Source organism: Skermanella mucosa, assembly GCF_016765655.2.
GTDB lineage: Bacteria > Pseudomonadota > Alphaproteobacteria > Azospirillales > Azospirillaceae > Skermanella > Skermanella mucosa.
Genome location: NZ_CP086106.1, coordinates 2,566,160 through 2,592,124 on the forward strand (window position 1 = coordinate 2,566,160; position 25,965 = coordinate 2,592,124).

Here is a 25,965-nt window from a genome sequence, read left to right on the forward strand (position 1 = left end):
CGATGGTTTGACATGGGTGAGCCCAGGGCCGCGCTGTCTATGCGACGTATCGTCGAATATGAGAGAGCAACAATGATCACCAACGAGTTCTTCGTTACGACCAGGGTTGGCAAATGGTACGTGGACAACGGGATGGAATCCCACGGACCTTATCTGAGCCAGCGTGACGCCGTCGCCGATGCGATCGACGCGGCGAAGTCGGTATCCGGCCGCAAGAAGCCGGCCACCGTCCTGCTTAAGCTGCCCGGCTCCCATGCGGAGGTTGTCTGGAGTTCGCGGGAAGAGATACGCGAAGCCAACGCCGCCAAGGCAGCCGTGGAGGCGTGAGCCGGAGCGGTTCGCGCCCGCACCTCAGAAAACCGGGAACTTGGCGACGATCTCCCTGGTGGCCCCGTCCCGTTGCACGCTGAGCGGCAGCCACGTTCCCGGTGCCTGGCGGTTGACGATGTCGATGAACTTGCCGACTTCGGTGGTCTTCGTGCCGGCAGCGGCCAAGATGATGTCGCCCGCCTTCAGCCCGGCGGTCTCGGCCACGCTGGCGCCGGCTACCGACTCGATACGCAGGCCCTCGTCCCGGGGAGCGAGGCTCACTCCCAGCCGCGGACGCCAGGATCTCTGTTCCTCCGGATCGTCGGAGACCCCGAACACCGCGTCGGCAAGACCGGCCTCCAGTTCCGAACAGGGAATGGCGGCGCTCCAGGGCAACAGGACCATGCTGTTCCCGATGCCGAGGTCGGAGAGTTGGTGGGGGATGCCGTAGCGATTCTCAATGTGACCCGCGCCGACGATGCCGACCACGGTCGCACCGGTGCGGCGGTGGGCGTCGGCGATCGCTTCCGCCATGGCGCGGTCCCATAGGAGTTGGGCCTCCTGAAACCGGCGGAACGCGGGATCTACCCTCACGTCGCCTGTTACGGGTTCGCGGCCGTGGGCAGAGTAGATTTCGGCCAGATCGTCGATATAGGCGGCGGGCGCCGGGGCAGGGTCGCCAACTCCCTCGCGGCTGGGCGGCGGGATGCTGTCCCAGCCCTCCCGTCCCACGCGCGCCGTCAGCGCGCGGTCGACATTCAGGGCGACCACCGGGATCCGGTGCATACGAGCGAACTGAAGGATGGGCATGTAGAGCGCGCTGTCATAGCCCCACACGGTGCGCCAGTCACTCTCGGCCAGGAATTCCTCCTCGGTCGTCTGACCGGCGATCCATCGATCAAGCGCCGGCTGAGCCCTGCGCGGGAACATTTCCATCCCGATCACCAACTCCGGCCGATAGGCGTGCAGGCCGGCCAGCGTGTGGAGTTGCCAGCGGTGATGTTCCACGCTGTCGTGCCGCTCGCCCAGCAGCACCACGGGCATCCCGGATGCCCGGCGGAACAGCTCGGGCACGGCGAGCGCGCCGCCGGCCGTCTTGTCCGCCGGTTCGATCCAGGCACCTTGGGGAATGCACGCGGAGGGGTTTCCGGCGGCTTCCGCCGGTCCGCCCCGCCACGCCATGCATCCGGAAAGAAGGACGGCGACAGCCATCAGTTTTCGCACGAGCGGCATTCCTTTCGGGTGGGGCCTCGCATTTGCAGAGTCCGACATTTAGGTCCGGCAGATCCGGTGACCACCGTCAACCTGCGTCCAGGGGAACCGGATCGACGATTTCGGTCGGGAGTTCGAACTGTTGCCAGACGTCGATGCCGTCGCGGAACCAGTATACCTGCGTGTACCCCCAGGAAAGCGCGCGCTTCGCGGCGTTCCACGACATCCAGCAATCGGTCACGCAATAGAACAGCAGGCCGGCCGCCTTGTCGCCCGCGGTCAGCCGATCGAGATTGCGACGGAAATAGTCTTCCACGACGGGGTCCGGTCGGCCCTCGCCGACTTCGGGAAGCCAAGTGCTGCGGGCGATCGCGACATGGGGCTTCGCAACCAGCCATTTGCCGGAAACGCCGGGCGAAGCGGCCCTGGGAACCTTCATGACATCGATGAACAACACGGATCCCGCCTTGTGCAGCGACTCGGCCTCCTCCAGCGAGACGGTGGCGGCCCCGGGCACATGGGATGGAACGGGGGCTCGGTAGCGATCGAGGCGATAGCCGTCCGGCAGCGGAACTTCCGATCCGGGTCGCGTGTCGCCCGCCGTTCCCGGGGCCGATGCCGCCAGGAGACAGCTCAGCAACGCGATCGTCGGGGCGAAGATGCCCCCGGTCCGGCATGTCCGTTTCATCGATGCAGGCAATCATGGGGCTGGATGTTCGCACCAGTGCCACGATAGTGCTATAGGCGACCGGACTATGGAAGATTAAGGTTCAGGCTTTGTTTCGTCTGGTACGGTTGAATGTTGAATACCTTCGCCCGGAGTCCCGACCCTGATGGTTTGTCCGGCCCGGTGCCGGACACAATGCCCGACCTGTTGGTACAGATCGACGGCAAAAGGTTTCCGGCGGTCGGCGACGCCCCTGCCCACGAGGCGGTACGCGGGTTCCGGCTGGCGGCGCGCCGCGGGGAGTTCGTCGCGATGGTCGGTCCGTCCGGCTGCGGCAAGACGACGACGCTGAACATCGTCGCTGGCCTAGACCGTGACTTCAGCGGACAGGTGCGGCTGCCGACGGCGGCGGGCCGGGACCGTCCGGTCCTTGGATATGTCTTCCAGAACCCCCGACTGCTGCCGTGGCGCACCGTTTACCAGAATCTTGCGCTGGTGTTGGATCCCGGTCATGACCCTGACGCAGAGGCCAGGATCGCAGCCCTGCTCGACGCCATGGACCTGACCCGCGTTCGGGACCAGTATCCCGGGCGTCTGTCGGTCGGAATGGCCAGGCGAGCGGCTCTCGCCCGCGCCTTCGTCGTTCAGCCCGATCTGCTGCTGATGGACGAACCCTTCGTGTCGCTGGACGAACTGACGGCCCAGCGGCTGCGGTTGCTCCTGCTCGACGTGTGGAGCGCCCGGCCGACAACGGTCCTGTTCGTCACCCACAATCTGCGCGAGGCGATCCAGCTTGCGGACCGGCTCGTGCTGCTTTCGCTTCCTCCCACGCGGGTGCTCGCCGATCTGCCTATTGATTTGCCGCGCGCCGACCGGAGCAACGAGGCCGTCGTCGAGGCTTATCGCGCCGAACTGCTGGGGCGCGGGGGACCGGCGATCCAGCTGCTGGGGTGACCTTCCGGGCGAGCAAAGGGCGAATGCTTGGCCGGCTTTGCAGCGGTCGCGGCGTTGCGGTATTGTGGGGGCATGCCAGAGACGCCCGCACCCGAGAAACCGACCGTCATCCTGACCGGCGCCAGCCGGGGGATCGGCCATGCCACCGTCCAGCGCTTCAGCGACGAGGGTTGGCGCGTGATCACCTGCTCGCGGGAGACGATCCCGGAGGACTGTAAAGCCGATCCCAACTGGACCCACCATATCGCCGCTGACCTGGGCGATCCGGACAGCCGCGCCGAGTTCGTCAAGGAAGCGAACCGGGTGCTGGGCGGCGGGCCGCTTCATGCGCTGGTCAACAATGCCGGGGTGTCACCCAAGACACCGATCAAGGAACGTCTCGGCTGCTTGAACGGCGACCTGAATGCCTGGCGCTCCGTCTTCGAACTGAACTTCTTCGCGCCGCTGGTCCTGGCCCGCGGCTTCGCTGCCTCGCTCGCCAAGGGCAAGGGCGCCATCGTCAACATCACCTCGATCGCCGGCCATGCGGTCCATCCTTTCGCCGGCTCGGCCTACAGTACGTCGAAGGCGGCGCTGTCCGGCTTGACCCGCGAGATGGCCGTGGAGTTCGCTGATCTTGGCGTACGGGTCAATGCGGTCGCTCCAGGAGAGATAGAGACCGCGATGCTGTCACCGGAAACCGACATCCTGATCCCACGCATTCCTCTGCACCGGCTTGGACAGCCGGCTGACGTCGCATCGGCAGTTTTCTATCTCAGCTCGTCCGCGTCCAGCTATGTGACCGGAACGGAGATCTTCGTGACCGGTGGGCAGCATTTGTATTAACAAATACGCGTCTTCCCAACAAGTTTGACAATCGCTTCATAAAACCATCATGATTGATTAACAAACCAATCGTGAAGGATGGGGCGGTGGCGTCGATTTCGGAGAACAGCTCAAGAAGCTCGTTGAATATTACTGCAAGCGGCGACACGTCGCGTCGATGGCTGGCGGTAGGTATTTCGGTTCCGGCGATCATCGTCACATTGGCACTTCTCCAGAATGGGTATACTTACGGAGAGCTTCTCAACGATCCGGCCGACATCATCGGTTATGACCCATTCCTCGGGATGATTTCCACCCTTGGCCTGTTCTCCTGGGCCGCCGCTGCCGGGGTCGCCGCCCTGGCGGCCACAGTGCTCCGCGGCGCAGGGGATGCGCAGGCCGGCCGCTTTTTCGGGATCGCCGGTGTTCTCACGCTGCTTCTGCTGGTTGACGACGCCTTCATGCTCCATGAGCAGGTGTTGCCGAAAGGACTGGGCATTCGGGAGCGCTATATAAAGGTGGGATACTTGTTTCTGGCGGCGGCATTCGCCATGACGTTCTTCCGTTTCCTGATCCGCAACAATCCGATCCTGCTTGCCTCTTCGGTCGGCTTCCTCGCCGGCAGCGTCGTCTTCGACAACCCGGCACTTCTGAATGGCCTGGGCTTGATGCAGACCGATCTCGTTCTGTATATCGTGGAGGACGGGTGCAAGTTCACCGGCATCGTCCTCTGGTTTACCTGGATGCTGAAGACCGCAGCAGATTCGATCGGAAATCCGGCGGGGACTTGACTATCGGTTCGGACAATACCGGAATGCCTGGACTGGGTCTCTTGAGTCCCTGCCTTTGATGTGTGTCCGACAAGCCATTTTGGTCGCATTCCAGGGACACTTGCCCCCTGATGGGTGTCGGTCGCCCATTCAGCACACTTTCGCGACCCGCGGTAGCGCAACGCCATCGGTGTCGGGCCTGCCGGAGAAGTCCGGTCGGGATCGATGATGGATCGTACGGTCAGTAACGGACAGCCATGAGCCGGCTCCGAAGTAAAAAACCGCCAATGATGTCTTTCAATGACTATGCTCCGTTCCTTCGGCAGGGATGCGATGGTATTATCACTAAGGTAACGTCGCATCCCTGACGGAGTAGCAGAATTTTGAGCCGGCGGCGCATGGAACTGCTGATCGTGACGATGGCGGCGTTCTGCGCGCTGAGCGTGGTGGGCATGCGGGCGGTGTGGCTGTGGTCGGAGTACGACCGCGAACTTGCGAGGGCCGAGTCTGCGAGTCGCGATCTCGCTCGCATGACCGAGGAATACATCGACCGGATTTTCGAGACCAGCGACCTGATCGCTTTGGAGGTCGTGCGCTACGTCCGGCAGAAGGGCGGCGTCGAGCAGATCAGCAACCGCCTGGAGCCGCACCGCTATTTGGGCGATCTGGCGCGCCGGATCGCCGGTTCGCAGATCTTCGTCGTCGACCGCAAGGGTGCTCCCGCGCTGCTGACCACGCAGTTCCCTGCGCCCTCGGGCGATTTCACTGATCGCGCCTGGCTAAGGGACCATCTGGCCGGAGCGGAAAGCCATATCGGCGAGGCCCTGATCGGCCGGTTTCCCGAGGAGATCCTGTTCACCTACTCCCGTACGATCCGGGATAACGAAGGATCCCTTGACGGGATCGCGCAAATTTCGATGCGGCCGACCTTCTTCGAGCAGGTTCCGCTGACCAGCGACCTGGGGACCGGTGTCCAGTTGACGGTCTGGAACCTTGACGGCGGCGTCATCGCCCGGACGGGCATGACGCCCCAGGAGATCGGCCGGAATTACAGGGACCACTCGGCCTTCTGGTCGCTTCTCGCCGGGCAATCCGGTACCTTCCGCGCACAATCCCCGTTCGACAGGGGGGACCGGATCTTCTCTTTCCGGCGGCACGCTTCCTGGCCGGTGATCGTCAGCGCAAGCGTACCGGTCTCCAATGCGATGATCCCGTTCCGCGAGAGCCTTCACCAGAGCGCCTGGCAGATAGCCCTCCTCCTGTTCGGGCTTGCCGCGCTGACGGCGGTGTCGCTGCGAATGAGCCGGCGCGAGGCCATCCTGCGTGAGGAACTCACGATGTCCAACGATGCCCTTGCCCTTTCGGGACGCCGGCTGGAAGGGCAGGTCGAGGAGCGCACACGCGAACTCGGTGCGGCCAACGACAGGATGCGGGAGGAGGAAAGGCGCTTCCGCGGCATCTTCAACTCCATGTTCCAGTACATAACCTTGCTCAGGCCCGACGGGACCGTCCTGGAGATCAACCGGGCGGCGCTGGATTTTGGCGGGCTGAGCCAGGATGACGTTATCGGAATGCCGTTCTGGGAAACGCCCTGGTGGCGGCCGGACGGAGACGCTGCGGACAAACTGCGGCAGGCGATCACCCAGGCGGCGGGGGGTGAGTTCGTGCGTTACGAGGCCGAGATCACGGGAGTGGGCGACCGCAGGGTACTGATCGATTTCTCGCTGAAGGGCGTCACCGACGAGCAGGGCAGAACCGTCCTGCTGGTGGCCGAGGGGCGCGACATCTCAGACCTGAAAGCCGCTCAGGCGAAGCTTCACGAGGCTCAGAAGCTGGAACTGCTGGGCCAATTGACCGGCGGCGTCGCCCACGACTTCAATAACCTTCTGATGGTGATCCTGAGCAACCTGGATCTGCTGCGGAAACGCCTGCCCGACGACGAGCGGGTGCGGCAGTTCGCCGACAGCGCGATCCAGGCGGCGGAGCGCGGCACCACCCTGACCCAGCGGCTGCTGGCTTTCGCCCGCCGACAGGATCTGCGGCCCGAGGTGATCGACCTGCGCGACCTTGTCGGGGGCATGAAGGACTTGGTGGAGCGATCGGTCGGGGTCGGTATTCGCACGGTGTTCGACCTGCCCGACGGCCTGCCGAATGTCCGGGTCGACGCCAATCAGCTCGAACTGGCGTTGCTCAACCTCGTGCTGAACGCGAAGGACGCGATGCCTGAGGGCGGCGTCCTGACCATTTCGCTGCGCCACCAGCCGGCCGATCGCGATGATCCCGGCCAGCCGCGCGCCGGCTTCGTCTGCCTGACCGTCTCCGACAACGGTTGCGGGATGGACGAGAAGACTTCGCGGTCGTGCATAGAACCGTTCTTCACGACGAAGCAGCCAGGCAAGGGCTCGGGCCTCGGGCTGTCCATGGTCCATGGGCTGGCGGTGCAGTCGGGCGGCTGGCTGCGCATCCTGACCCAGGTCGACATGGGGACCCGGATCTCGGTCGGCCTTCCGGCCGCGGGGACGGTGATGCCGATCAAGCCGCTCCTCCCCGGTCTCGGGAACGAGGTGTCGGCTCCGCCATCGTGCCGTATCCTGCTGGTGGAGGACGATGTTCTCGTCGGCATGGGAGCCGAGGCGGTGCTTCAGGACATGGGGCATGCCGTCACGCTGGCCCATGACGGCAGCCACGCGCTGGACATCCTGGACAGCGCCGGCCCGTTCGACCTGATCATCACCGACTATGCGATGCCAGGCATGACCGGGCTGGACCTGATCGAGGCCCTGCGGAGCCGACACCCGGATCTGCCCATCATCCTGGCTTCCGGTTATGCCGACCTGCCGACCGGTGCTATTCCGGCAGGTGTCGCGCGGCTGTGCAAACCCTACCGGCCGCCAGACCTGATCGCCGTACTGGCCGACCTTCTCGGTCCCGGCGGCCCGTCGAACGTCATCCGCTTCCAGCGCGACCCGCGCGCCCAGTGAGTCCGATCCGGTCCGGGATCCTCAGACCATCAACCGTCGTCGGCCCGGACCGTCAGTGGGCGAGCAGCACCGGCATGTTGGCCATCGCCAGGATATGGCTGGTGGCGCCGCCGAAGATCATCTGGCGCAAGCGGCTCTGGGTATAGGCTCCCTTGATCAGCAGGTCGACCTCCAGCGCCTTGGCATGTTCCAGGATCGTCTCGCCGACGCCGCGGTTCTGCGGAACGTGCATCGCTTGGGCCGGAATGCCGGCCCGGGTCAGGTAGCGGGCGGCCTCCTCGGCGCTCGGGCCGGCGACCACCCCGCCTTCCACGGACAGGACGAACACACGCTCCGCCTGCTCCAGGAAGCTGCGGGCGAGACCGACCGTGCGTGCCGTCTCCGTGCTCGCGTTCCAGGCGATCATCACGTTGTGGCCGAGGCGGCGTGGGGCCGTCGGGGGCGCCACCAGGACCGCCCGGCCGCCGTCGAACAGCGCCGCCTCCAGGGTGCTCATGCGGGGCGGGGTGGCGCCCCGCGAAGGCTGGCCCAGCACCGTCACGTCGAAAAGCCGCGCATGCTGACCGATGAAATCGTCACCCGGCGGAGCCTCGATCCGGAAGGTGGCCCAGGGTTGGCCGCTGCCGGCACCACCGTCCAGGGGGACGTCGTTGCGGTTCAGGAACTGCTCGAATTCCAGCCGGGAGCGCTGGATGCTCTCCCAGTCCTCTTTCCGGAAATCCTCGACCACGTAAGGCGCGCCCATGCCGGTCGCAGCGATGATCCCGGCGAAATCCGGCCGGACGTGCAGACCTTCCATGTGGCTGCCGAAGCGCCTCGCCACCAGCAGGGCCGTCTCCAGCACCGACTCCAGCAGTTCGCTTTCCTCGACCGGAATGAGAATGCTCTTCATGTGCCTGAACCCCCTAGATGCCTTCGTGATTATCGACCGGTTTCACCGGCGACGATCATCCGCCGAGCCAAGGCGCCATGCAACCATCTTGCAGGCTAGGTCAAATCGTCACGCGGCGCAGTCCGGATGGGTTCAAGGCGAGACAGCGGACGGCTCTGGTCCTACTGTGGGCATGACCCATCTTTCCCACTCTCCATGCTGGTTTGATCATGAACGATGTAGCAGAGTTTCTCGCCTATGCGATCAAGCTGGAGGAGGATGCCGCGGCGCGTTTCTCCGATCTGGCCGAATCGATGAAGACCTACGGCAACCGGGATGTGGCCGAATTTTTCGGCAAGATGGCCCACTTCTCGCGACTTCACCTGGCGGAAGCCCGAAAGCGCGCGGGGTTCCACAAGCTGCCGGACATGAAGCCGGAAGATTTCGTGTGGCCGGGCGACGAGAGCCCGGAGGCCACCTCCATGGAGGGATCGCACTACCTCATGAACGCGGAATATGCGCTGTCACTGGCACTCGACAGCGAGGAGCGCGGATACGCTTTCTATCAGAACGTCGCGACCACCACCAAGGACCCCGAAATCCGCATGATGGCGGAGGAGTTCGCGGAGGAGGAGGCGGAGCATGTCGCCGAACTGAAGAAATGGGTGACGCGGTTCAAGGCCGCTTGATCCGTCCTTGGACGCCCGGCTGCCGCCCAGTTCGAGCCGGCCGGCAGCCGGGCGTTCCTTGAGTCCCAGGCTTCAAGCCTTCAGGGCGGAGTAGTCGATCTCGTAGACCTTCTCCTGCGGCTTGTAGCTCTTGAACGCCAGGATCACGTCGTCGATCGTGACATCTTCGGGAACGTTCAGAATTTCGTAAATAACGGAAGATCCGCTGGTCGGGCCGACATCGGCGCTGCGATGGGCCTTTGTCACCAGCCCTTCGCCCGCGACCTTGATCATATATGATGCCATTATTCAGCGCTCCTGAAGCTTTGCCTGTCGAAATTGGACCAGAACTTTGGTCATGCGGGTCTCGGCCCTATCTGGACCTTGACCAAGACTAGCAGCCCTTCCGGTGCCGGACCGCGCGACAAGTTGCCCTTGGGTCCCGGGTCTGAAAAATTCCCGAACAAATTATCTCTATTTCTCCGCACGCGATGGTATGATGCGCGGGCAGGGGGATACCGACATGGATGTAGCGCTGATCGTTGCGACGCTTTGCGTGGTTTACATCGCGTCGATCTACAATCGTCTGCAGCACCTGCTGCTTGTGGTCCAGGAGAGGAAAGCTAACGTCGAGGCCGGGGCGCTCGGCCGAACCGAACTGCTGGAGAGGCTTGCGGACGGCTCAGGGCGGGCGCCGGAGTACCATCAGATGCTGGCGCAACTCGCCGGCGCGGAACAGGATCTGCTGGCCCGCCGGGAAAGTTGTAATGCGGAAATCAGGGCGTACAACGCTTATCGCGCACAGATCCCCCAGATCCTCCTGAGTCGCATCGCCGGCTTCCGCCGGATCGACTTCCTGGTTCCGGACCGTACCCTCTCCGCCGGACGGCCGCGCACCGAAGATGGGACTTCGGCCACCGTTACGCCGATGAGGCGCTAGTCCAAGCGAAACCCCAGAGAGTTTTAACTGAAACGGCCGGGAGCAAGGGCCGGGCAAGCACGAGACCGCAAAAACTGGGGGGCACCTGTGCCTTCCAGCGTTCTCGCGTGTTACCCTGATCAGTCGCACGCTCATCCAGCACCGGCAGCCCGCGCCGAGACGCCGTGAGCGGCCAAGATCCGCCAAGCCCATAACCAACGGGCGCCCACGTCCTTGCAACAGCCCGGGATACCATGATCGATCGGAACGACCGCCTCTGGTACAAGGATGCCGTCATCTACCAACTCCACGTGAAGGCCTTCTTCGACGCCGATAACGACGGCATCGGCGACTTCGCGGGGTTGTCTCAGAAACTGGACTACCTTCAGGAACTCGGTGTCACGGCGCTGTGGTTGCTGCCCTTCTATCCCTCGCCGCTGCGTGACGACGGCTATGACATCGCGGACTATCGCAACGTCAACCCGTCCTACGGATTCATGCGGGATTTCCGGCAGTTCGTGCGCGAGTGCCATAACCGTGGGATGCGCGTCATCACCGAGCTGGTCATCAACCACACTTCCGACCAGCATCCTTGGTTCCAGCGCGCCCGGACCGCCAAGCCGGGCTCCAACCACCGCAATTTCTACGTCTGGAGCGATACCGACCAGAAGTACCAGGGCACCCGGATCATCTTCCTGGATACCGAGAAGTCGAATTGGACCTGGGACCCGGTCGCGAAGGCCTATTTCTGGCACCGCTTCTACTCGCACCAGCCGGACCTTAATTTCGACAATCCGGCCGTGATGCGCGAGGTCCTGAGCGTGCTGCGCTTCTGGCTCGACATGGGGGTGGATGGGCTGCGGCTCGACGCCGTGCCCTACCTGATCGAGCGCGAGGGCACGAACAACGAGAACCTCAGCGAAACCCACGACGTCCTGAAGCAGATCCGCGCCGCCGTGGACGAGGGCTACCAGGACCGCATGCTGCTGGCCGAGGCCAACCAGTGGCCGGAAGACGTGCTGCCCTATTTCGGCGACCTGTCCAAGGGCGGCGATGAATGCCACATGGCGTTCCACTTCCCGCTGATGCCGCGCATGTACATGGCGATCGCCCAGGAAGACCGGCATCCTGTCACCGACATCATGCGTCAGACGCCGGAAATCCCGGAGACCTGCCAGTGGGCCGTCTTCCTGCGCAACCATGACGAGCTGACCCTGGAGATGGTCACCGACAAGGAGCGGGACTATCTCTGGAACTTCTACGCCAAGGACCGGCGGATGCGGATCAACCTGGGCATCCGCCGCCGTCTCGCTCCGTTGATGGACAACGACCGGCGCAAGATCGAACTGCTGAACAGCCTGCTGTTCTCCATGCCCGGCACGCCGGTGGTCTATTACGGCGACGAGATCGGGATGGGCGACAACGTCTATCTGGGCGACCGCGACGGCGTCCGGACGCCCATGCAATGGTCGCCGGACCGTAACGGCGGCTTCTCCCGGTCCGACCCGGCCCGTCTCTACCTGCCGGCCGTCGCCGATCCGATCTATGGTTTCGACGCCGTCAACGTCGAGGCCCAGGAGCGCAGCCCGTCGTCGCTGCTGAACTGGATGAAGCGGCTGGTCGCGGTGCGTCAGCAGCAGAAGGCGTTCGGCCGCGGAACGTTGCGCTTCCTTTATCCCGGCAATCGCAAGGTGCTGGCGTACCTGCGCGAGCACGAGGGGGAAGTGATCCTGTGCGTCGCCAACCTGTCACGGTCCGCCCAGGCGGTCGAGCTTGACCTGGCGCGCCACAAGAACTGCGTTCCGGTCGAACTGATCGGCCGAAGCACGTTCCCGCCGATCGGCGACCTGCCATACCTGCTGACGCTTCCGGCCTACGGCTTCTACTGGTTCGGTCTGACCAACACCGCCGAGCAACCGGCTTGGCACGAGCAGCTTCCGGAAGTCATGCCGGAGTTCGTGACGCTGGTGATCACCGATGGCTGGCGCAACCCGACCGGCCGCGCGGCGACCGAACTGTCCCGTGACGTGCTGCCGACCTACCTGCCCAAGCAGCGCTGGTTCGGCGCCAAGGACGAGGTCATCAACGAGACCCGGGTCCGCACGATCGCGGAGCTTTCGGGTCGGGGCGAGACCTTCATGCTCGGCGTCATCGACGTCGTGCTGTCCGGGGTGGACGAGCCGCATCCCTACTTCCTGCCGCTGGCGGTCAACTGGGACGAGAGCGCCGCGTCTCCCGCATCGCCCCTGCTGCCCTATACGCTGGCGCGCGCCCGGCGCGGTCCGCGGTTGGGCGGCCTGTACGACGCCATGCAGTCGGACCGTTTCCTGCTGGCCGCCGTCGACGCGATCAAGCGCAACGATCAGGTCAAGGCGAGTTCCGGCACGATCCAGTTCCAGCCTACCCAGCGCATGGCGGATCTGGAGCTTCCCGAGGAACCGGAGATCCGTCGGCTGGGCGTCGAGCAGAGCAACACGTCCGTCCTGGTCGCCGACCTGATGGTGGTGAAGGCCTACCGCAAGCTGGTCCGCGGCGAGCATCCGGAACTGGAGATCGGCCGCTTCCTGACCGAGGTCGCCGATTTCCGCAACACGCCGCCGCTGCTGGGCTCCGCCTTCCACGTGGACGACGACGGGACGGCGACCGCCCTGATGATCGTTCAGGGTTTCGTGCGAAACCAGGGCGACGGTTGGAGCTACACGGTCGATCAACTGGTGCGGTACCTGGACGAGATCCGGCTGGGCGCCCCCACCACCGAGGAGACCGAACAGTCCGCGGCCGAGGACCTTGAGTTCTACATGGCATTGGCCGGGACGCTGGGGCAGCGGACCGCGGAGCTGCATCGCGCGCTGGCGGTGGAGAGCGGCAACCCCGCCTTCGAGCCGGAACCGGTCACCGACGACGATGTCTCGCGGTGGATCGACGAGGCCAGAAGCCAGGCGGAACGCGCTTTCGGCAGCCTGGAGCAGGCCCGGTCGAGGCTGACCGGAGACGAGCTTGCCGAGGCCGAATCGCTGCTGGGACGCCGCCAGGAGTGCCTGGACCTGATCGGTTCCCTCGTTGCCGGAGGCGTCACCAGCTTCAAGACGCGCTACCATGGCGACTATCATCTGGGTCAGGTGTTGAAAGCCCAGAACGACTGGTACGTGATTGACTTCGAGGGCGAGCCGGCCAAGACGCTCGACCAGCGCCGGGCCAAGCATGCGCCGCTCCGCGACGTGGCCGGCATGCTCCGGTCGTTCAACTACGCGGCCTGGGCGGCGGTGAAGCGGGTCCAGGAGATGCAGGCCGACGCGGGGTCCAGGGTGCTCGGCACCGCGCTGGAATGGGAGCAGCAGGCCTCCGGAGCATTCCTCACCGCCTACCACGATGCGATTCTGGGGTGTCCCAGCTATCCTGCCGACGAGCGCGTTGCAAAACGTCTGCTCGACCTGTTCACGTTGGAGAAGGCGCTTTACGAAGTCGCCTACGAGGCCGCCAATCGGCCGACATGGCTGGGCATCCCGATCAAAGGGGTGGCCGGCATCCTTGATGCACACGCCGCCAGCTCACAGCCTGGGGAGGTTTGATGACCGCCTTTACCAAGAACCCGACCAGCCAGCCCGCAACCGGGACCGCCGACGGTTCGGGTGCCAAAAGCGCCGAAGTCCTGCGTCAGGAGATCGAGGCCATCGTCCGGGCCGACCATGGCGACCCGTTCGGCATCCTGGGGATGCACACCGACGGGCCGGAAGGCGCCGTCACCGTCCGCACCTTCATCCCCGAAGCGCGCCGGGTCCTGCTGATCGACGGCCCTAGCGGCGAGCCGATCGCGGACTTGGAGAAGATCCATTCCGACGGCTTCTGGGCCATCACGCTGGACGATCGCAAGAATCTGTTCCGCTACCGGTTCCGTATCGACTTCGCGACCCACACCGGCGAGTTCGAGGACGCCTACAGCTTCCCGCCCGTGTTGGGCCAGCTCGACGTCCACCTGCTTGCCGAGGGCACCCACCTGCGCAGCTTCGAGCGGCTGGGGGCCCACCCGCACGAGATGGAAGGCGTCGCCGGAACCGCGTTCGCGGTCTGGGCGCCCAACGCCCGGCGCGTCTCGGTCATCGGCGATTTCTGCAACTGGGACGGCCGCCGCCTGCCCATGCGCAAGCGCCACGAATGCGGCGTGTGGGAACTGTTCGTGCCCCACGTGGCCAAGGGCGACCGCTACAAGTACGAGATCAAGGGTCCGACCGGCAGCCTGATGCCGTTGAAGGCCGACCCCTATGCCTTCCGGTCCGAGCTGCCGCCCCATACGGCCTCGGTCGTCCAGGGACTGAACAGCCACGACTGGGGCGACAAGGAGTGGCTGCGCGACCGGGCCAAGACGGACTGGCGGGGCAAGCCGGTCTCGATCTACGAGTGCCATCTCAGCTCGTGGAAGCGTCCGGACGGCGAGGGCGGGATACGGTACCTGACCTATGACGAACTGGCCGACGACCTCGTTTCCTATGTCAAGGAGATGGGCTACACCCACATCGAGCTGCTGCCGATCACCGAGTTCCCGTTCGACGGATCCTGGGGCTACCAGCCGATCGGCATGTATGCTCCGACCAGCCGCCACGGCGACCCCGTCGCCTTTTCCCGCTTCGTCGAGCGCTGCCACCAAGAAGGGATCGGGCTGCTGCTGGACTGGGTGCCGGGCCATTTCCCGACCGACCCCCACGGCCTCGGCATGTTCGACGGGACGCACCTGTACGAGCACGCCGACCCGCGCCAGGGATTCCACCAGGACTGGAACACGCTGATCTACAATTTCGGCCGGCGCGAGGTGTCCAGCTTCCTGCTGGGCAGCGCGCTGTACTGGATGGACCAGTTCCATTTCGACGGCATCCGGGTGGATGCGGTGGCGTCGATGCTGTATCTCGATTACAGCCGGCAGGCCGACCAGTGGGTGCCCAACCAATACGGCGGCAATGAGAACCTGGAGGCGGTCGCCTTCCTGAAGCGGATGAACGAACTGGTCTACGCCAACCATGCCGGCGCCATGACCGTGGCCGAGGAGTCGACTTCGTGGCCGGGCGTGTCGCGGCCGGTCTATCTCGGCGGCTTGGGCTTCGGCTTCAAGTGGAACATGGGCTGGATGCACGACACGCTCCGCTTCATGTCCAAGGACCCGATCCATCGGCGCTATCACCACCACGACCTGACCTTCGGCCTGCTGTATGCCTTCAGCGAGAACTTCGTTCTGCCGCTGAGCCACGACGAGGTGGTACACGGCAAGGGCTCGTTGCTGAACAAGATGCCGGGCGACCGTTGGCAGAAGTTTGCCAACCTGCGGGCCTATTACGGCTTCATGTGGACCCATCCGGGGAAGAAGCTGCTGTTCATGGGCGGCGAATTCGGCCAAGAGCGGGAATGGAACCATAATCAGGGGTTGGATTGGTTCCTGCTGGACGATCCTTTCCACAAGGGTGTACAGAACCTGATCCGCGACCTTAACCACCTGTATCGCGATACCGCCGCGCTGCACGAACTGGACAACGAAGCCCCGGGCTTCGAGTGGATCGAGGCGAACGACAGCGACAACAGTGTCCTGGCCTTCCTGCGCTACGGCAAGGACAGGGAGCGGCCGGTGGTCTCGGTCAGCAACTTCACGCCGCTTCCCCGGCAAGGCTACCGGGTCGGCGTGCCGCTGCCGGGTTTCTACCGCGAACGGCTGAACACCGACGCAGGCATCTATGGCGGCAGCGACGTCGGCAACGGTGGCGGCGCCGAGGCGGAGGAGGTGCCGCACCATGGCCGGCCCTACTCGATCTGCCTGACGGTGCCGCCGCTGGGCACGCTGGTCCTGGAACGGCAGTAGCCCGGACGATACGGAAGGGCGGGGCGCCCGTTCAGGGCGCGCCGTCCGACCGTCGATTGATGACGAATACGGCCGACGCGGCATCGAATCCGCGCCGGTTCAACTCGTCCAGCAGTTCCCCCAGCATGTCGCCGAGGCACCCCGCGTCATCATCTTCTATCGGCCTGCCGTCAGGATCGAGCACGCGTACCGTTCCGCTCCCGTCATCCAGGCGGGCGACGTAAACTGCTGGGTCCGGCATGTTGGTTCCCAGGCCGATCAGTGCTGGGAGGGGGAGAAGATCGCTGCGAGAGCGGCATCGTCGAGGTCCGGAATGTCGCGTACGGCATCCATCCAGCGATCGAGGTCGTCGGAGGAAGTGCCATGCACCCGTTCGGCCACGGACCGGGGAACATGGCCCAAGCGTCGTTCGATCTGCCGGAGCAATGAGCCAGCCTTTCCCTTGACCTCGCCTCGAGCTTCACTCCTGGCCGCGATCTCCCGCAGATAGGGATGCTCATCGACGTTGATCTGCACTGCCATGGACTTCAGCTCCTCCTTCACGATCGGCACCGCCCTGCGCAACTGGGCGAGGATCAAAAGCTTCGCCGTCCCGTCATCACGCGCCCGGCGGTCGAGCGGGACGACACGGGCCAGGATGCTCCCCGAATATCGTTGTTTCCGCACAGGATTGCCAGCACCGCATCCCCGGGGGCATGACTGTCGAACAGCGGTTGGGGATCGAGGTCTCTGATGTGGCGGACGTGATAGGCGAAGTTCAGGTTGGGATGCCCGATACCAGCCGGCTTGCCCCTGCCGCGTTCGCCCAGATGAAGGACGAGTTGCGTCACCGGAGCGCCGTCATTGAGCTCCGGGATCAGCCGCTCAGGAGGTTCATCAGCTCCTCGTCGCTGAGCTTGGCGCTGGCCTCGCTGCCGTCCAGCAGTTCGGCCGCCATCTCGCGCTTGTCCTGGTGCAGGCCCAGGATGCCTTGCTCGATCGTTCCGGCGACCGCCAAGCGATAGACGGTGACGGGGCGCTGCTGGCCGATCCGGTGGGCGCGGCCGGAGGCCTGGTCCTCGACGGCCGGGTTCCACCAGGGATCGAGGTGGATGACATAGTCCGCAGCGGTAAGGTTCAGCCCCGTGCCGCCCGCCTTGAGGCTGATCACGAAGAGATCGCCCTCGCCGGCTTGGAAGGCGTTGACCCGCTTCTCCCGCTCGCGCTGAGGCGTCTGACCGTCCAGGTACTGGTAGGCGATGCCGCGCTCGTCCAGGGCCTTCCGGACGATCTCCAGAAAGCCGACATACTGGCTGAAGACAAGCGCCTTGTGCCGGTTGCGCACGAGCTCGTCGACCAGTTCGAGAAACAGCGACAGCTTGGCGCCCTCCATCCCGGTGGCGTCGGGAGCCGCGAGGGACGGGTGGCAGCAGGCGCGCCGCAGCCGCGTGATCTCGGCCAGAATGTGGATCTTGCGCTGGCCGGAGGCGTCGTCGGGCAGGTTCTCGATCCGCTCCATGGCACGGCGCCGCAGGGCTTCGTACAGGGCGCGCTCGTCGTCGTCGAGATCGACCAGGATCGTCTGTTCCGTCCGCGGCGGCAGTTCAGTCAGCACCGCCGATTTGGTCCGGCGCAGGATGAAGGGGCCGACCAGGGCCTTCAGGGACTGCTTGGCCGACTTGTCGCCGCGCTCGATCGGCAGGGCGAAGCGCTTGCGGAAGCTTTCCAGGGAGCCGAGCAGGCCTGGATTGATGAAATGGAACAGGCTCCACAGCTCTTCCAGGTAATTCTCCACCGGCGTCCCGGTCAATGCCAGCCGGAAGTCGGCCTGGAGCATCATGCTGGCCTGGGCGCGCTTGGTCGCCGCGTTCTTGATCGCCTGCGCCTCGTCCAGCACGGCGATCCGCCAGGGTGTCGCCGACAGAAGTGCCGCCTCCTGATGGAGCAGGCCGTAGCTGGTTACCAGCACGTCCATCGGACCCAGCGACTTGACGAGGGCGGTGCGGTCGCCGACAGCGGCGAACTGGTGGACGAAGAGGGACGGCGCGAACCGTTCGATCTCGGCGGCCCAGTTGTGGCAGACCGAGGTCGGGGCAACCACCAGGATGGCGCCGTGGGGAGCGTGCTCCAGCATCACCGCGATGGCCTGGACGGTCTTGCCGAGACCCATGTCGTCGGCCAGGCAGGCCCCGGCACCCCAGTGAGCCAGACGCGACATCCATCGGAATCCTTCGGCCTGATAGTCGCGCAGGTCGGTCTGTAGCGTCGAGGGGATCTTGGGGGCGTGACTGCCGGCCGCCCGGATCCGTTCCAGCTGGTCGCGCCACTGCTTGTCGGCATCGAGCTTCCCGGCATCTTCCAGCGCCTCGGCGACGGCGAATGCCGCCATCCGGTGGACCTTGCGGCCCCGCCCATCGCCCTCGGACAGCGCGCCCAAGCGGTCCAGGCGGCGGCGCAACTCCTCCGTCAGCGCCAGGAAGCGGCCATCGTCGAGCTGGATGAAACGGCCCTGCGTGCGGGCGGCCCGGTCCAGCAGCTCCCGCAGGTCCATCACCAGGTTCTCGTCGATCCGGACTTCGCCGCTGACCTGGAACCAGTCGCGCGAGGCCCGCAGCTTGACCGACATGCCGGCGCTGGCCGCCGCGGCCGTGACCTGGAGCCGGCCGCCTTCCGGCCATTCCAGCGAGACGGCTCCAGGGTATCCTTGGACCTCGGACAGGAATTCGAGGCTGTCGTAGAGGTCCGGCAACGCCCATTCCATCTCGCCGACCGCGCGCTCGTCAAGGCTGGGACAGGCGGCCAGCAAGGCCGTGAGCTCCGCCGTTTCGCGCTCCAGGTCGCGGTTGGCGCGCTGGGTCTTGCCGTCGACCAGTGACAGTACCGATTTGCCTGCGTGCCCCGGCAGGTAGTGCGGCCCGGCATCCCCGAACGGCAGCACGAAGGCGGACACCCGAAGGCCTCGGTCGATCGGGACAAGGCGGAGGACGGGCGTAGGATCGCCTTCGATGGCAGGGACCTCCACGGCGTCGATCTCCGACCGGATCGGCAGCGCCCCGCCGATCGACCGCCGGACCAGGTTTACGACGCGGTCTCGTCCGTCCCGGGGGACGACCATGCCGTCCGACCCGAGAAGCGACCCGACCTTCACCACGTCGGCCGAGACGTCGATCACGCGATAGCGGTCCGGCGCCTCCTGTTCCAGGAGGGTTGCGGGCTGTTCGGAGAAGTGGGACAGCGCGATGCGATAGCCGCCAGGTGCTTCGGAAACGACCAGTTCGACCGGGTAGCGGACGAGGTCGAGCTGACGGCTCCTGTCTTCCGCGTGGAAAACCCGTGGGTGGCCGACCAGTGCCAAGAGCGTCTTGTAGGGATCGGGGCCGTAGCTCTCCATAGCGGTGTAATAGTAAGGGGTCCGATCGTAGCCATGGCGCAGCGTCGCGACTACCCGCCGGTCGTGGTCGTCCATCTCCAGCGGGGGTTCGTTCTTGCCGACACGGCGGAACGACAGCGTGCGCCCGGCATTCCAGCCCTCCTTGACCTTCGCGGTTTGTTCGACCACCTCGATCGTGCCGATATCGGGCTCCAGAAGCCAGATCAGGCGCTTCGACTTCTTCCTGGCGGGCTCTGCGACGGGATTGGCGGACGGCGCCAGCAATGTCTCGAGATGGTCGAGCGCACGTTCCCAAGGATCGTTCACCTTGATCAGATCGACGAGGCGGATGATCGGCTGGCGGCCGGGCCGTCCCAGGAACTCGCGGTAGGGTTCGGGGTCGTTGGCCAGCTTCTCCAGCAGCGAAGCATAGATCTCCGCTATCAGCGGCAAGGTGTCCCGGTAGCGTTCGAACAGCGACTTGAGCTCGGCCATTCGAGCCCGGAGCGGCGTGGGGTCGAGCAGGAACTGGGCAAGTGGCTCGACAGCCCGAGCCAGCGGAGCATTGTAATTGAGAGCTGAGTTCTTCAGGACGTTTCCAGCCGCATCGTCCTTTCCCTGCACGATAAGGGCCATTGCCCAGGCCGCGTCGACGCCACCCAGGTTCGAGCTTCCGAAGGTATCGCGCCCGGCATCCTCCACCCAGCCCATCAGCTCCGGAATCAGCGCGGAATCTCCTTCCCTCAGGATGCACAGCATGGCCAGGAGGCCCTCTATGTCGGGCAGGAAGATCTTTCGCTTGTGGGTGGATTTGCGGAACAGTTTCAGGCCTTCGCGGAATCCCGCCAGCGCCTCGGTGTTGCGCCCGCAGGTGAAATGCGCCATCGCCGCGATCAGATGCCTGTAGGCGGCCACCATCACGCCGTGGTCGCTCGCCTTCCCTCCCTCGATTTCCCGCGTCCTGGGGCGCAGATCCTCCCCGATCTGGATCGCTCCGGCGGGTTCGCCTCTCAGGATCGCGAACCGTGCGAGGGAAATGCGGGTGCCAGGGTCCTGGCTCGTTGCGGCCAATTGCTCCAACTGTGTCCGGAAACCGTCGAAGTCCGGCGGGCGATGCCCAGTGCGGAGCAAGAAGTCGAGCTTCGCCAACAGCAAGGCTTCCCGGATGACAGGTGCCCGGCTGGACAACCACTCCGGCCGAAGGGTGACATCGCTGACGAAACCCGCCAGGAGCGCCAGGGTGCCGGGTGTATCCTCGACGAGCCTTCCGGCCATGGCATCGTCATAATTCCCGTAGACGACGAAACGCAGTTCCCGGATGCGGTGCGCTTGGTAATGGACGTATGAGGTTGAGCGGCTGGTCCGTTCCACCGCTTCGATGTAGAGGCCGCACATCGGGTCCGCGAATGCGGCGATGTTCATGTCATGGCAGAACTGGTTCCTTTCCTGGTTCAGTCCCAGCCACAGGCCGCTGCCCTTCACCTGTGACACGACCTCGCCGACGAAGCCCGCCCCGAGCGTCTTCCCGCCCGGTAGCGGAATCTTGACCGCCGAAACCGCCTTGTACAGCGTACCATTGCCGGCTCCACTGCCGGCGACGATCTTAAGGTGAACCACGACCTTGGCGGCAGGCGACAACTCGCCATAAAGACGATAAAGCTCCTCGGGCGGCGGAGCTTCCGGGGATTCGGCCTGGGGCTTGACGGGACTGTACTGCATGGCAGGACGCTAACGGTTACGGACCAGCCTATCAACAGGTACCGAAAGCGGGAAATTCAAAACGGCGGCCCCGGATGGGACCGCCGCCGGACTTGCGGTGAAGAAGGTCGGGAGGAGCGTTCAGCTCGCTTCGAACATCTGCTCCTGCTGGTAATTCTGGGCGCCGACGCGTTGGATCAGGTCCAACTGGGTTTCCAGCCAGTCGATGTGTTCCTCGGTCTCGTCGAGGATCTTGACGAAGATCTCCCGGGTCTGGAAATCGCGGACCTCCTCGCAGTAGGCGATCGCCTCTTGAAGGCAAGTGCGGTTATGGCTCTCGACACCGAGGTCGCAGGTGAACATCTCTGGCACGTCTTCGCCGATTTTCAACTTGTGCAGGTCCTGAAGGTTCGGCAGGCCTTCCAGGAACAGGATCCGCTCGATGATATAGTCGGCGTGGTTCATCTCGCCAATTGATTCATCATATACATACTTGGCGAGCCGCAGAAGGCCCCAGTTCTTCAGCATGCGCGCGTGCAGAAAGTACTGGTTGATCGCCGTCAACTCGTTCGTCAAAATAGTATTCAGATGACGGATTACTTTCGGATCGCCCTTCATTTTCTTCTCCGTGCAAGCGCTGTGGACCAGCCCCTAGATCGCACCCGGGTGGGATGCGTAAACCTCGCTGTCTGTTAAATATACGAACCGGCCCGAAATAAAACCTGAAAGTTATTCTCACGGACCGTTTTCTTGCGCCGATAACCATTCTCATTATGACAGTGCTTCGATCAGTCGCGGCCGTGCTCGCGATTGATGGCCCGGACGATGGCCTGGGCGAGCGGGGACCCTGGGATGCCGTCGATCTCGACCGGCAGCTTGCGCTGCCAGTTCGGGTGCTGGTGGACGGTGCCGGGCAGGTTGGGCTGGTCGATCTCGCCGACCATGTCCTCCGCCTGGACCATCAGGATCCGGCCGGGCGTGCGTGCCAGGTAGCCGTGTATCGCTCCGGTCAGTTCGTCCGTCAGCGCCTCGGAACCGGTCTCCTTCGGAACCACGCCCACCCACCGCATCGAGGATAGCAGCCGTTCGCGGTCGGTCCTGCGCTCGGCCAGTTCGGAGTCCAGCGTGCCGGGCTCCGAGTACTGGCCCAACTCGGCACGGACCCGGATGTCGTGGCCGTTCCACCAGCCCTTCAGGGTCGGCAGGTCGTGGGTGGTGACCGACACAAGGGAGTCGCGCGGGTAGTGCTCCGGCGCGATGAAGCCCTTGTCGGGACCCCGTTCGAAATAGAGCACGCGGTATGACAGGATGCCGGCCCGCTGCATGGCCGGGCGGAAGCCCTCGGGAACGGTGCCGAGGTCCTCGCCGATTACCAGGCAGCGGTTCCGCCGGGATTCCAGCGCGATGATGCGCACCAGGTCGCGCATCGGATAGGCCACATAGGCACCGCCCTCGTGATCCGGCCGGGACGGTATCCAGAACAGGTGTTGAAGCGCCATCACGTGGTCGATCCGAATCGCGCCGGCGTGTCGCATGTTGGCGCGGAGCGACTGGATGAAGGTCTCGTACGCGGTCTCGACCAGCCCGAGCGGCGACAGGGGCGCCAGCCCCCAGTTCTGTCCGTCGGGGCTGAACATGTCGGGCGGCGAGCCGACATTGGCTCCCTGTACGATCACGTCCTGCGCCGACCATGCCGCGGAGCCTCCGGGATGGTTGGCGACGGCGAGGTCGCGGTAGAAGCCGATCGGCATGCCGGCGCGGTGGGCCCGGTGGGCCGCGGCGGCGAGCTGGTCGTCGGCGACGAACTGCATCCACTGGAAGAACTCGACCCGATCGGCGTGCTCCTCGGCGAAACGGGCGACCGCCTTGCTCAGGGGATCGCGGTAGGCTTCGGGCCAGTCCTGCCAAGCCCATTTACCCTCGCCCTTGAAGAAATGCTCGTGCAGCGCGTCGAAGACGGATTGGCGGACCAGAGGCTCGTCCATTTCCCGCTGGAACAGCAGGAAGGCATCTCGGCGTGGTCCGACGTTTTCGCGGGCGCTTTTGAAGACCAGTTCGAGAACCGGCATCTTGAGGTCGGCGACCGCCCCGTAGTTGACCAGCGGCGCTTCGCGGACGGCCCGGAGCCGCTCCTGGAAGTCTGCGCTTTCGATCAGGGAGCGCGCCTCCGGACTCTCCGCCAGTTCGGGCAGGACGGCGACGTCGATGAACAGGGTGTTGAGGAAACCCCGGTTGCTTGGCGAGTAGGGGCTGTTGTGGTTGGGATCGGAGGGGAACAGGGCGTGCAGCGGGTTGAGACCCAGCACGCCCGCGCCCATGCCGGCGGCCTGCTCGGCGGCGGCTCCCGCATCGCCATAATCGCCGATGCCCCAGTTCGTCCCGGAGCGCAGGGAATAGAGCTGGACCCCCATGCCCCAGGACCAGCCGTCGCCGCCCGCCAGATCGTCGGGAGACAGGCAGCTTTCCGGCGCCACGATAACACAGGCGGATCCTTCGTGGACGACGCTGTCGGCGACGTTCAACTGGATCGCCAGCCGGTGATAGCCGTGGGGCAGGGCCTCGGGCAGTGTCAGGCGGTGCCGGGTGTAGCGGACATCGTCGAAGGTCTCCTCCCCGACGACAGGCAGGTCTGACAGGGGCTGTTCGCCCCAGTGCACGTCACCGAACTCCTCCGAAAGGGTCCAGGTGATCCCGGCGGGGCCGGTCCGGTCGGGCACGGTGAAGTCGACCTCGACCGGATCGGATTCGCCAAGCACGAAGACCGGTCTCAGCATGCGCCGCCAGTCCCGCTCTCGCAGCCGGTACAAGCTGTCGGCCGCCTCCTCCGGAGTGCCGGCCGGGAAACCCATCGCCTCAACCAGGTCCCGTTTGGTGGCGGGGCCGATCTCGCGCCGGTTTCCCCAGATGTCGTGATAGAACGGCTCGACACCCAACATCCCGGCCAGCCGGTCCAGATCGGCTCCATCCTTCATGCTCTGCTTTCCCCTCTAAATCCCACCGGTTGCCGTCTTAGACCGTCCCGGACGGTTCGGTGATGTACCAGGCGACGGCCCAGGGACCCATTCGCCCCGACTCCAGGTCGCTGCTGACCGACCGGGCGTCCTGGGATCGGCCGGTCTGGAACAGCAGGTCGCCCGTGACTGCTTCCAGCCCCTCCACGGGTTCGTCGCCCAGGTTAGCAACTAAGGTCAGCCGTCCGCCATCCTTGAAAGGCCAATGGGCCTCGATGGCGGTCTTGCCCCGGACCTTCGAGACGCTGTCGACGCCGATGCCGGCGAGCCGCGGGACCAGCTTGCGCGACCTGATGTCGATAAGCGTCCGGTACCAGTCGAGCCATTCGGCATGGCCCGATGCCGACGCCGCGTCCCAATCGAGCTTCGATCCCTCGAAGGTGCCTTCGTTGTTCGGATCGGGGATCTTCTCGCGCGCTTCCGGGTCGGAAAACTCGGCGAAGCCGGCGAACTCCTTGCGGCGCCCCTCGCGCACGGCGTCGGCCAGTTCGCCGTGGAAATCGGTGAAGAAGTTGAACGGCCGGTCGCTTGCCCATTCCTCGCCCATGAACAGCATGGGCACCTGCGGCGTCAGCAGGAACACCGCGGTGATGGCCTTCAGCCGCTCGGGCGAAATCAAGGCCGACAGCCGCTCGCCCATGGCCCGGTTGCCGACTTGGTCATGGTTCTGAAGGAAGCTGACGAAGGCCTGAGGCGGCAGGTGACCGCTTGACTCGCCGCGGATCTTGCCGTCCTGGTGGGGGGAGGGGTCGCCCTGATAGACGAACCCGTCAGCCAAGGAGCGTGCCAGCTTCCCATGCGAATCGTCGGCGAAATCCTCGTAGTAGCCGGCGCGCTCGCCGGTCACCAGCGCGTGGGCGGTATTGTGGAAATCGTCGTTCCACTGGGCGGTGAAGTGGGGCGGCAGGCCGGCATCGTCGCGGCCCAGCCGATGCGCCTGGTTCGCCTCGTTCTCAAGGACCAGGTGGACGTGGCGGCCGGGCGTTCCGGACTCGATCCGGCCGCGGACGGTCTCGGCCAGTTCCGTCAGGATGTGAGGCTTGCTGTCGTCGATGATCGCATGGACGGCGTCGAAGCGGAGCCCGTCGAACCGGTACTCCTCGAGCCAGTAGAGCGCATTGTTGATGAAGTAGTCGCGCACCGGGCGCGCGTCCTTGCCGTCGAAATTGATCGCCGCACCCCAGGGTGTGTGATGGCGCTCGGTGAAGAACGATTTGGCGTAGGTGCTGAGATAGTTCCCCTCCGGCCCGAAGTGATTGTAGACCACGTCCAGGAAGACCATCAGCTCACGCTCGTGCGCCTCGTCGATCAGGCGCTTCAGAGCGTCGGGCGCGCCGTAGGCATCGTCGGGCGCATAGGGCAGCACGCCGTCGTAACCCCAGCCGCGCCGGCCGGCGAAATCGGCCAGCGGCAGGAACTCGATCGCCGTGACCCCCAGCTTCGCCAGATGGTCGAGCTTGCGGCGCACGCCGTCGTAGGTGCCCTCGTCGGTGAAGCAGCCGACGTGAAGCTCGTAGAGGATCGTCTCTTCCCATGGGCGGCCGCGCCATGCGGTGGTGCGCCACTCGTAGGCGTTGGGATCGACCACTTGGCTCGGACCGTTGACATCCTCCGGCTGGAAGCGCGAGGCCGGGTCGGGCACGCACAGCCCGTCGGGCAGCCGGTACTGGTACCGCGTTCCGGCCGGCGCGCGGTCGGTGACTGTTTCGAACCAGCCGTCCTCCCGCGCCGTCATCGGCACGGGAGCATCCGTCCGGCCGTCGAGGACAAGACCTATCTCGGCATGTGAAGGCGCCCAGAGGCGAAAGCGGGTCGTTCCGTCCTGGCGAAGTTCGGCGCCGAAAGGCATGGAGTGGGCAAAGCGGGCGGACATCGGGGAGCCATCCTGGGATTGGACTGTGAGACACCGCTTA

Annotated in this window: 20 protein-coding genes; 9 read left to right on the forward strand and 11 right to left on the reverse strand. The window is 64.9% G+C overall.

The genetic code is table 11. From position 1 onward, the window contains the following. Positions 1-72 precede the first annotated feature (72 nt). Positions 73-327 (forward strand): hypothetical protein, encoded by a 255-nt coding sequence (locus JL100_RS11665; protein WP_202679694.1) that lies wholly within the window; start codon positions 73-75, stop codon positions 325-327. Positions 328-351: 24 nt separating this feature from the next. Here JL100_RS11665 and JL100_RS11670 read toward each other — a convergent pair whose 3' ends face one another. Both JL100_RS11670 and JL100_RS11675 read right to left on the reverse strand, forming a co-directional pair. After that, the gene (locus JL100_RS11670; RefSeq protein WP_228421211.1) at positions 352-1,521 is read right to left on the reverse strand and encodes a ChaN family lipoprotein; all 1,170 of its coding nucleotides are present in this window, start codon (positions 1,519-1,521) and stop codon (positions 352-354) included. 88 nt (positions 1,522-1,609) lie between these two features. Further along, positions 1,610-2,209 carry a PQQ-dependent catabolism-associated CXXCW motif protein gene (locus tag JL100_RS11675; RefSeq protein ID WP_202679692.1) on the reverse strand — a complete coding sequence of 200 codons (600 nt, stop codon included), beginning with the start codon at positions 2,207-2,209 and terminating at the stop codon, positions 1,610-1,612. 174 nt (positions 2,210-2,383) lie between these two features. Between JL100_RS11675 and JL100_RS11680 the strand changes: the two genes are divergently transcribed. The 4 genes from JL100_RS11680 (at position 2,384) to JL100_RS11695 (ending at position 7,697) form a co-directional block, all read left to right on the forward strand. Next, positions 2,384-3,142, forward strand: a complete 759-nt coding sequence (locus tag JL100_RS11680; RefSeq protein WP_202679691.1) for an ABC transporter ATP-binding protein — start codon at positions 2,384-2,386, stop codon at positions 3,140-3,142. A 72-nt stretch (positions 3,143-3,214) separates the two neighbouring features. Continuing rightward, a complete protein-coding gene (locus tag JL100_RS11685) occupies positions 3,215-3,967 on the forward strand; it encodes an SDR family NAD(P)-dependent oxidoreductase (RefSeq protein WP_202679690.1) in 753 nt (250 codons plus the stop codon). Between the two features lie 86 nt (positions 3,968-4,053). Next, positions 4,054-4,737, forward strand: coding sequence for a hypothetical protein (locus tag JL100_RS11690; RefSeq protein WP_202679689.1), 684 nt, complete (start codon positions 4,054-4,056; stop codon positions 4,735-4,737). 377 nt (positions 4,738-5,114) lie between these two features. Continuing rightward, a complete protein-coding gene (locus JL100_RS11695) occupies positions 5,115-7,697 on the forward strand; it encodes a hybrid sensor histidine kinase/response regulator (protein WP_202679688.1) in 2,583 nt (860 codons plus the stop codon). 52 nt (positions 7,698-7,749) lie between these two features. Here JL100_RS11695 and JL100_RS11700 read toward each other — a convergent pair whose 3' ends face one another. Further along, positions 7,750-8,589 carry a universal stress protein gene (locus JL100_RS11700; RefSeq protein WP_202679687.1) on the reverse strand — a complete coding sequence of 280 codons (840 nt, stop codon included), beginning with the start codon at positions 8,587-8,589 and terminating at the stop codon, positions 7,750-7,752. Between the two features lie 209 nt (positions 8,590-8,798). Here JL100_RS11700 and JL100_RS11705 point away from each other — a divergent pair, with 209 nt between their 5' ends. Further along, the gene (locus JL100_RS11705; protein WP_202679686.1) at positions 8,799-9,257 is read left to right on the forward strand and encodes a ferritin-like domain-containing protein; all 459 of its coding nucleotides are present in this window, start codon (positions 8,799-8,801) and stop codon (positions 9,255-9,257) included. A 72-nt stretch (positions 9,258-9,329) separates the two neighbouring features. Here the strand turns inward: JL100_RS11705 and JL100_RS11710 are convergent, their stop codons facing one another. Further along, positions 9,330-9,542 carry a hypothetical protein gene (locus JL100_RS11710; RefSeq protein WP_202679685.1) on the reverse strand — a complete coding sequence of 71 codons (213 nt, stop codon included), beginning with the start codon at positions 9,540-9,542 and terminating at the stop codon, positions 9,330-9,332. Positions 9,543-9,759: 217 nt separating this feature from the next. Between JL100_RS11710 and JL100_RS11715 the strand changes: the two genes are divergently transcribed. The 3 genes from JL100_RS11715 (at position 9,760) to glgB (ending at position 15,994) form a co-directional block, all read left to right on the forward strand. Continuing rightward, on the forward strand, positions 9,760-10,176 hold the full coding sequence (locus tag JL100_RS11715) for a LemA family protein (RefSeq protein WP_202679684.1): 417 nt from the start codon (positions 9,760-9,762) through the stop codon (positions 10,174-10,176). A gap of 233 nt (positions 10,177-10,409) precedes the next feature. After that, positions 10,410-13,724: a maltose alpha-D-glucosyltransferase gene (gene treS / locus JL100_RS11720; protein ID WP_202679683.1), complete on the forward strand. Its 3,315-nt coding sequence runs from the start codon at positions 10,410-10,412 to the stop codon at positions 13,722-13,724. Then, entirely contained in the window at positions 13,724-15,994 is a 2,271-nt protein-coding gene (glgB, locus tag JL100_RS11725; protein ID WP_202679682.1) for a 1,4-alpha-glucan branching protein GlgB, read from the forward strand. The genes treS and glgB overlap by 1 nt, the downstream gene beginning before the upstream one ends. Before the next feature lie 31 nt (positions 15,995-16,025). Here glgB and JL100_RS11730 read toward each other — a convergent pair whose 3' ends face one another. From JL100_RS11730 to treZ, 7 genes are all read right to left on the reverse strand, one after another. Further along, the gene (locus JL100_RS11730) at positions 16,026-16,235 is read right to left on the reverse strand and encodes a hypothetical protein (protein WP_202679681.1); all 210 of its coding nucleotides are present in this window, start codon (positions 16,233-16,235) and stop codon (positions 16,026-16,028) included. Between the two features lie 17 nt (positions 16,236-16,252). Next, positions 16,253-16,573 carry a hypothetical protein gene (locus JL100_RS11735; protein ID WP_202679680.1) on the reverse strand — a complete coding sequence of 107 codons (321 nt, stop codon included), beginning with the start codon at positions 16,571-16,573 and terminating at the stop codon, positions 16,253-16,255. Next, positions 16,570-16,824, reverse strand: coding sequence for a hypothetical protein (locus JL100_RS11740; protein WP_202679679.1), 255 nt, complete (start codon positions 16,822-16,824; stop codon positions 16,570-16,572). The genes JL100_RS11735 and JL100_RS11740 overlap by 4 nt, the downstream gene beginning before the upstream one ends. 26 nt (positions 16,825-16,850) lie before the next feature. Then, positions 16,851-21,062: a DEAD/DEAH box helicase gene (locus JL100_RS11745; protein WP_202679678.1), complete on the reverse strand. Its 4,212-nt coding sequence runs from the start codon at positions 21,060-21,062 to the stop codon at positions 16,851-16,853. 120 nt (positions 21,063-21,182) lie between these two features. Next, entirely contained in the window at positions 21,183-21,659 is a 477-nt protein-coding gene (gene bfr / locus JL100_RS11750; protein ID WP_158045132.1) for a bacterioferritin, read from the reverse strand. Positions 21,660-21,829: 170 nt separating this feature from the next. Further along, positions 21,830-24,013, reverse strand: a complete 2,184-nt coding sequence (gene malQ / locus JL100_RS11755; RefSeq protein ID WP_202679677.1) for a 4-alpha-glucanotransferase — start codon at positions 24,011-24,013, stop codon at positions 21,830-21,832. Between the two features lie 37 nt (positions 24,014-24,050). Beyond that, positions 24,051-25,925, reverse strand: a complete 1,875-nt coding sequence (gene treZ / locus JL100_RS11760; protein ID WP_228421212.1) for a malto-oligosyltrehalose trehalohydrolase — start codon at positions 25,923-25,925, stop codon at positions 24,051-24,053. Between the last annotated feature and the right edge of the window lie 40 nt (positions 25,926-25,965).